General features: G+C 60.6%; 5 protein-coding genes. All 5 read right to left on the bottom strand.

The features are described from left to right. Nucleotides 1-170: 170 nt before the first annotated feature. The 5 genes from JC607_RS24860 to JC607_RS24840 all read right to left on the bottom strand — a co-directional run bounded on the left by JC607_RS24860 (nucleotide 171) and on the right by JC607_RS24840 (nucleotide 5,834). Nucleotides 171-851, bottom strand: a complete 681-nt coding sequence (locus JC607_RS24860) for an SOS response-associated peptidase (protein WP_198839396.1) — start codon at nucleotides 849-851, stop codon at nucleotides 171-173. 106 nt (nucleotides 852-957) lie between these two features. Next, nucleotides 958-2,088, bottom strand: a complete 1,131-nt coding sequence (locus JC607_RS24855; RefSeq protein ID WP_233093157.1) for a helix-turn-helix domain-containing protein — start codon at nucleotides 2,086-2,088, stop codon at nucleotides 958-960. A 264-nt stretch (nucleotides 2,089-2,352) separates the two neighbouring features. Continuing rightward, nucleotides 2,353-3,318 (bottom strand): plasmid partitioning protein RepB, encoded by a 966-nt coding sequence (gene repB / locus JC607_RS24850; RefSeq protein ID WP_198839394.1) that lies wholly within the window; start codon nucleotides 3,316-3,318, stop codon nucleotides 2,353-2,355. Then, nucleotides 3,318-4,502, bottom strand: coding sequence for a plasmid partitioning protein RepA (gene repA, locus JC607_RS24845; RefSeq protein WP_172365595.1), 1,185 nt, complete (start codon nucleotides 4,500-4,502; stop codon nucleotides 3,318-3,320). Before repA ends, repB begins: the two co-directional genes overlap by 1 nt. Before the next feature lie 273 nt (nucleotides 4,503-4,775). Continuing rightward, nucleotides 4,776-5,834 (bottom strand): tyrosine-type recombinase/integrase, encoded by a 1,059-nt coding sequence (locus JC607_RS24840; protein ID WP_198839393.1) that lies wholly within the window; start codon nucleotides 5,832-5,834, stop codon nucleotides 4,776-4,778. Nucleotides 5,835-6,179 lie beyond the last annotated feature (345 nt).

Below are 6,179 nucleotides of genomic sequence, written 5' to 3'. Positions count from 1 at the left end.
GGGCTGCTGGCATTGGCCGATCACGATCATGCGCCAACACGATCCAGAAGACCGGCCCAGGCAATCTCGTGGTCTGGAACAGGGCAAAGCCGTTTCGTCCCCGTCCTTCGACTTCGTGGACACGGCCCTTCACAAGATGGAGCGGTTCATCACTTCCGGCTTGTAGCCAGTCACGCAGGGTCCGCACGCGTTCCCTCCGCGACTATCTCAAGAAGACCATTGGCCAGCGGCCGTTGAAGCTTCAAAGCCTCGCTCGTGTCCGCGGTGAGCCAGCAGCGCCATTCATCTGGGCGCGTGAGGATCACCGGCATGGCTTTGGGATGCACTGGTCCGACTGCATCATTTGGCTCACAGGTCAGAAAGCCGAAGAGCTCAACGGTTACCTCGCCCTCCTTCAGTTTCCTGACCGAGGTCCATTCTGTGCGGATCCCGGCGAAGAAGGCGATCGGGCGGTCCTTGCCGAGGGCAAACCAGACCGGGTTGTTGCGAGGTGCGCCGGGTCGGGCGTCGAGTTCGGAAAAGCTGGTAAAGGGAACGAGGCAGCGGTGTTCGATCCCGAGCCATCTGCGCCAATGGGGCGAGCTGACATTGCGGATGTTCGTGACGCCGGGGTCCGTGCGCTTGGCCGTAAGATAGACGGGGGGCGTCGGCATCCCCCATCGAGCCGTGGTCAGTGTCCACGCCCGTATTTCGCGACGGCGAATGATCGGCGCGGCATAGTCGGGGAAGATGCCGGATGCGGGCCCGAGGTTGCCTGCGGCATCGATCAGTTCCTCATCCTCTTCCAGCACGTCACGAAAGAGCTGACGCATCGCGTCCTGGCTTTTCGTCTGGGCGTAAAGGTTGCACATCACTCCACCTCGCAGCGTTTCCACATGAGAACAATCAATGAACCTATCCGATTCCTCCCGAGTGGTCTATCTGGGTGTTTTAGGGTCATGCGAGCGCGGTCAGGGATCACGCTCGTAGGACGGATCTCACATAGGCATCAGGGTTGAGGATGGTTCCGACCTGTTTTGCCATGCGGTTTTCAAGCTTGAGAAGTTCCCAAAGCCCGAGCTTGCTCGCAGCGCTGGCGAGGATGTCTTGGCTTATTCTCAGCATCCTTCCGAATTCGAAAGCGATGCGTGTGGCTTCTTGGGCGCTGGTCGGTTCTTCATAGAAAGCGCTGACCTCGGTCAGGGCTGTCCAACGTGGAAGTTCCTCGGTTTCTCTCTTTCTTTTTTTTGTATTTGAGTCTTGCTCTATGTGGCGGACATTCTGTCCGTCAGAGGCGGGCTTTTGCTCGGTTGGAGGTAGGTCGAGAGTTTCTGCGGTGAGGGCCTGAAAGGTTTGGGGGACCGCTTGGTCTGGAGCGCGGTCCATGGTGGTTTCCGCGCAGGATGTAGCATCAGCGGCTTCTGCGTTGGAAGGCAGGTGCTGCTCAATCTCTTCGATTTCGCAATGGATGATTGCTTGCGGGGTTGCATTTGACGAGAGGACCGCGGTCAGCTTCGAGAGAGCTGCCCGAGCTTCGATGAGGGTCAGCGAGGTCCGCCGCACGAGGTTTCGCAACCCGTCAATGAAGGTGGAGACAGCGCCGCTTAGTTGGAGGTCAGAGCAGGCTGCGCGCAGTCTGAGGATCTGGGCCCGAAGGCCGCGCAGCTCGTCTGCTTCCTCGCGGCGGCGCAGGGCAAGGGCGAGCAGCTCGTCGGACTGCGCGAAGAGGGGGGAGAGGTCCAGACCGAAGGCGCCGATCGGTTTGCCGTGCTGCATCACAGGGAAGCGCTTGCCATTTGCGCTGTCACGGCGGCGGATCAGCCCGGCGGCTTCCAGCGCCTCCAGATGCCGCCGCAACTGACGTTCGGTGAGACCCTTGGCGCGGAAGCACAGGGTTTCGTTGCTGGCATAGACCGTGAGTAGGGTGGCAGGGGAGACCTGTGTCTCGCGACCATCCACGCCCTGGCAGGGCAGGCAGCTCAGCAGAGCGTCAAGAACGACCACCGCCCCTTGGCGGATGCCGAGATCGCGGCTGCATGTATTGACCGCGGCCATGATGTCGCGACGTGAAATCGGTCGGAATGCCGGCTGCAGGGTGATAGAACCCATGCCGGGGAGCGTGTGCTCCGCGGATTTGGCACAGTTCGCCTGCGCCCCGGCCTGAATGGCCGTGGATGTGATGTGCTTCATAATGATCAGCAGACAAAACTATTCCGTTCGCTCGGAAGCGTTGCTCTTGATTCGTGATTCGGGGGCTGCTAAATTCAGGGTGTCTAATCGAGAATGCGCTTCGGCGCGGCAGCCTCCGGAGCTTCACAGCTTCGGGGGTTTTGTTTTGTTAGCCTTTCCTCCTTTCTGCTCTGCCTCGTTTGGTTATTCGTCGTCCTGCGGAGAACTTGATCTGAACTCTGCGTAGGATCGTTTGATGAAATCCTGAAGCCGGGTGTCTAGCCAGGAAGCGAACTCGGCAGTTGCTCCGCTTCGCTTTACGGTTAGCGTCACCGAGCTGCGTCCAGAACGGATCGTGACGCCGTCGACTGGGGTACTCTCGGCGATGTCGTCATGCCGTGCGCCGCGCTTTGTCGCCTCGCGAATGAGATGGTCTAAGCGCTCGTCGGAAGTCAGGCGCTCGTTTGCGGACCTCAGAATCCCGTCGGCCGTTCTCTCGGTTAGCTTCCCTGCGATGAAGAGTTCCGCCAGAGCAGTCCATTTCGGTCGTCCAGACTTCTGAGCGGCACCGATGAGCGAGCCGATGTCTGCGGGGACGGCCTGGGTGACCTTGGTAAGGTGGGAAAGACCAGCAGCTGACAGGTTAAGCACCGCCTTTGCCGTGGCAGGTTGGTGGCCGGCATCAAGGATCGCTTGGGCGAACCTAGCTCGCTCGTAGAAGGATAGGTTTCGCCGCGCAGCGTTCTCGAGGCCCTTGGCTATGAGCGCTGTCGCATCATCCAGATCCTGGACGTTGGCCCGGACTTTAATGCCTAGGTCACGACAGGCAGCGAGGCGGCGGCGTCCATAGATGACTTCGTAACGGCCTTCGGCCTTTGCCCGACGAACCAGAATTGGCACCTGTTGTCCCTGATCTCGGATGCTGTTCGTAAGGCTCTCGAGGCCATCATCCGCTTCATCATCGTTTACAGCTGTAAATGGTGTCAGCCGGTCAACGGGTCCCCAGTCGTCGATCAAGCCAGGGTCAATCTCGCGGATTGCGGCGAGAGATCCCTGCAAGGCTCCGAGCGCGGGCGCCGTGATCTTGGACGGCCGCTCGGACGGCGAGGTGGTGGAGCGGGCGATCGTACTCGCGATGCCCGTCATTCCGCTGAGCGATTTGCGAGCCATTACTTACGCCCCCAGGTTTGCCGGACCATCGTCTCAATCTCGCGGCCGATGGCGTCCATCGAGCCGCGAGCCCTGTCGTATGTTGCTCTGGTCATGTCTGAGCGAACTACCTCATAGAGAGACTGCTTCAGCATGGTTGCGTCACTGATTGCCGTGCTTTTGAGGGCTGTGGCTGACATCACGCGATCCTGAAACAAGGCCCTCATAAACGAGGTAATTTGCTGAGACGGGATGTCCGTCGGTTCATCGCGAGTAATAAGGAGCTTAAAGTGATCGTAGTCGAGCGCCGCGCCGGCATCTTCGATGACGCCCATGTAAGCCCCTGCGAGTTCAAGGAACTGTGCAGTGGAGGAGACGTCCAACATCGATGGGGTCATCGGGACAATGATCGAGGTCGCGGCGGCCATACCGGAAATCGTCAGGAAGCCAAGCTGCGGAGGGCTATCCATCAGGACCAGGTCGTAGTCAGCTTCGACCTGCGCAAGTGCATCGCGGATCCGGAAGTAGAACGGCCTTTCGGGGTTGGAATGAACTGCGGACTCCGTCTCGAACTCGGACAGGACGAGCCGGGAAGGGGCGATCGCGAGCCCGGGAAAATAGGTCTGCACGATCACGTCGGCCATCGGCGACGGGTTTTCATATTTGATGGCATCATAGATCGTGAGCCCATCGAACTCGATTTCGGGGCTGATGCCGCACATGGACGTCAGCGAGCCCTGGGGGTCGAGGTCAACGACCAGCACCCTGTAGCCTTGCAGTGCGAGGTAGTGGGCAAGGTGGATCGTCGTCGTGCTTTTGCTCGACCCGCCCTTGAAGTTCATCAGCTGCCAGACTTGGAGCTTTTCGCCCTCCATCCTGCGTGGCAGGTAGTGTCCTTTCTTCCGTGAGGTTCGTTCAAGAATCTCGCGCGCCTGCAAGATCTCCTGACCTGAGTAGTAGCGGCGTCCTCCACGGTTGATTGCGGGTTCTGGCAGAACGCCGTCTGCATGAACTTTCCGCATGAACTGACCGGAGACATCGAGTAGCTCCGCAACCTCTGGGGCCGAGAACTCGCGAAGTGTCTTGGTGTTGTCTGGAGCGAACGCGGCAAGCAGATGCTCCCTGATCGCGGCGTTCAGTCGCTCAGAGATGTCAGTCGCGAGTGCTGACGGGCGATCCGCAGATAGCGGTGTCACGGGAATCATCTGGTTGCCTCAAATCCGAAAATGTGGCCTTTTTCGCGCCACTTGATGACAAGGGCGGTGATTCACCGGCTTATGTCAAGAGTTTCCTGCATATAGTGTCTATGCAGGCGCATCGTGACTACATGCATGGCGAGGCTGCCCGAACATTTTACAGTTGTAAACGGCCGCCGCACATTGCTGAGCTTAGGAGGCACGGCTGCCGTCCTGTGGGGATCTGTGAATAGCTCGAGCGTGTGGGGTCTCTGGATGCGTAGTAGTGCTCCGATCGTTTAGCTACAGCCCCGCGGCCTTTGTGAGGTTGACGCGGAACCTGTCGCGGCGGCGCTGATACCTGCGGGTCATGTCGGCGCTGGCATGGCCGAGCTGTTTCTGGACATGGCGTTCGTCGACCTCGGCACTGCTGGCCAGACCGGCGCGAAGGCTGTGGCCGGAGAAGAGGGCAGGGCGGTCCTTCTCCGGTAGGTTGCCCCGCAGCCCGGCGGCCTGAGCGGCCCGCTTGACCAGCCTTGCGACCTCGCGGTCATTGAGGCGAAATGGCCCCGGTTCCTTTCCCCCGCCGGTGACACGACGGAACAGCGGTCCTTGGCTGATGCGGCCGAGCTTCAGCCAGATTGCCAGCGCCGCGACGGGGCAGGTGACGGGTGAAGACCCGCGTCCGATCTCCACTTCGCGCCAGCCGGTCTTGCCGCGCAAGGTGACCAGCAACCCGCCGGGAAGAACCTCGATCCAGCCGCGCCCATCCTCGGTCTGATCACGACCGACATCCAGCCCGGTGATCTCAGATCGGCGTAAACCTCCAGCGGATCCGACCAACAGCATGGCCCGGTCGCGCAGACCCCGCAGGGTGCCCCGGTCGCAGGTTTCCAGCATGGCCAGCAGATCCTCGGGCAGGATGGCCTCCTTCTGGCGTGGTGGGGCCGCATGGCTGTTGCGGATGCCCGCCAAGACGGTGGCGATGTGGCGGTCGCGCCGATCAAGGTTTAGGCCGCGTTGGGTCCAGGCCCAGACCAGCGCCGAGAGCCTTCGCTCAATGGTCGAGACCGCGTTCCTGCGCCCGCCGACCGATTTCGCCCCGGAAGCGCAGGCGGTGATATAGAGACCGACGACCCGCGGGTCGGGCACCTGCGAATCCAACCCCTCGCGCCGGCACCAGCCGGTAAAATGCTTCCAGTCGGCGGCATAGGCCTTGCGGGTATTGACGGAACTCGCCGCCTCGGCATAGCCGCGCGCCCGTTCGGCCAGATCCCGCAGGGCAGGGGGCTGATGTCCCGGCGGGGCAGGGGAGGGGGCGTCCGGTTCCACACCATCGCGGACAGTCGCATCATCGGCCATCTGGCGTCCTTTGGCCTTGTGGCGCCGATGGCGCGGCTTCTTCTGTCGGCTGCCCTGCCGACACGAGAGAGGAAAGGCCCGCGAAATCCCACGTGCAACAGCGCCTCGCTGAGCTGTTCCGGGCGTGAATTTCGGCTGTTTTTGTCGGTCTGCCGGAGTTTTTGAGACTGAGATTCATTTGTTTTCAATTGTTTGCCTGCGTCGCATTTCTGAGACTGATTCAGGGTATGTGAGATTGGGCACCGATTTGATTCATTGTTTGTGAGACGGCCCGACATCCGCGCACGGAGCAGATCATGTCCGATAATCCTGTTGCTGACAAGGATTGGGAAGAGGCCGAATTTC

Source organism: Paracoccus sp. IB05 (genome assembly GCF_016405985.1).
Lineage (GTDB): Bacteria > Pseudomonadota > Alphaproteobacteria > Rhodobacterales > Rhodobacteraceae > Pseudogemmobacter.
Note: the sequence above shows the minus strand (reverse complement) of the source record. Positions and strands in the feature narration are given on the sequence as shown.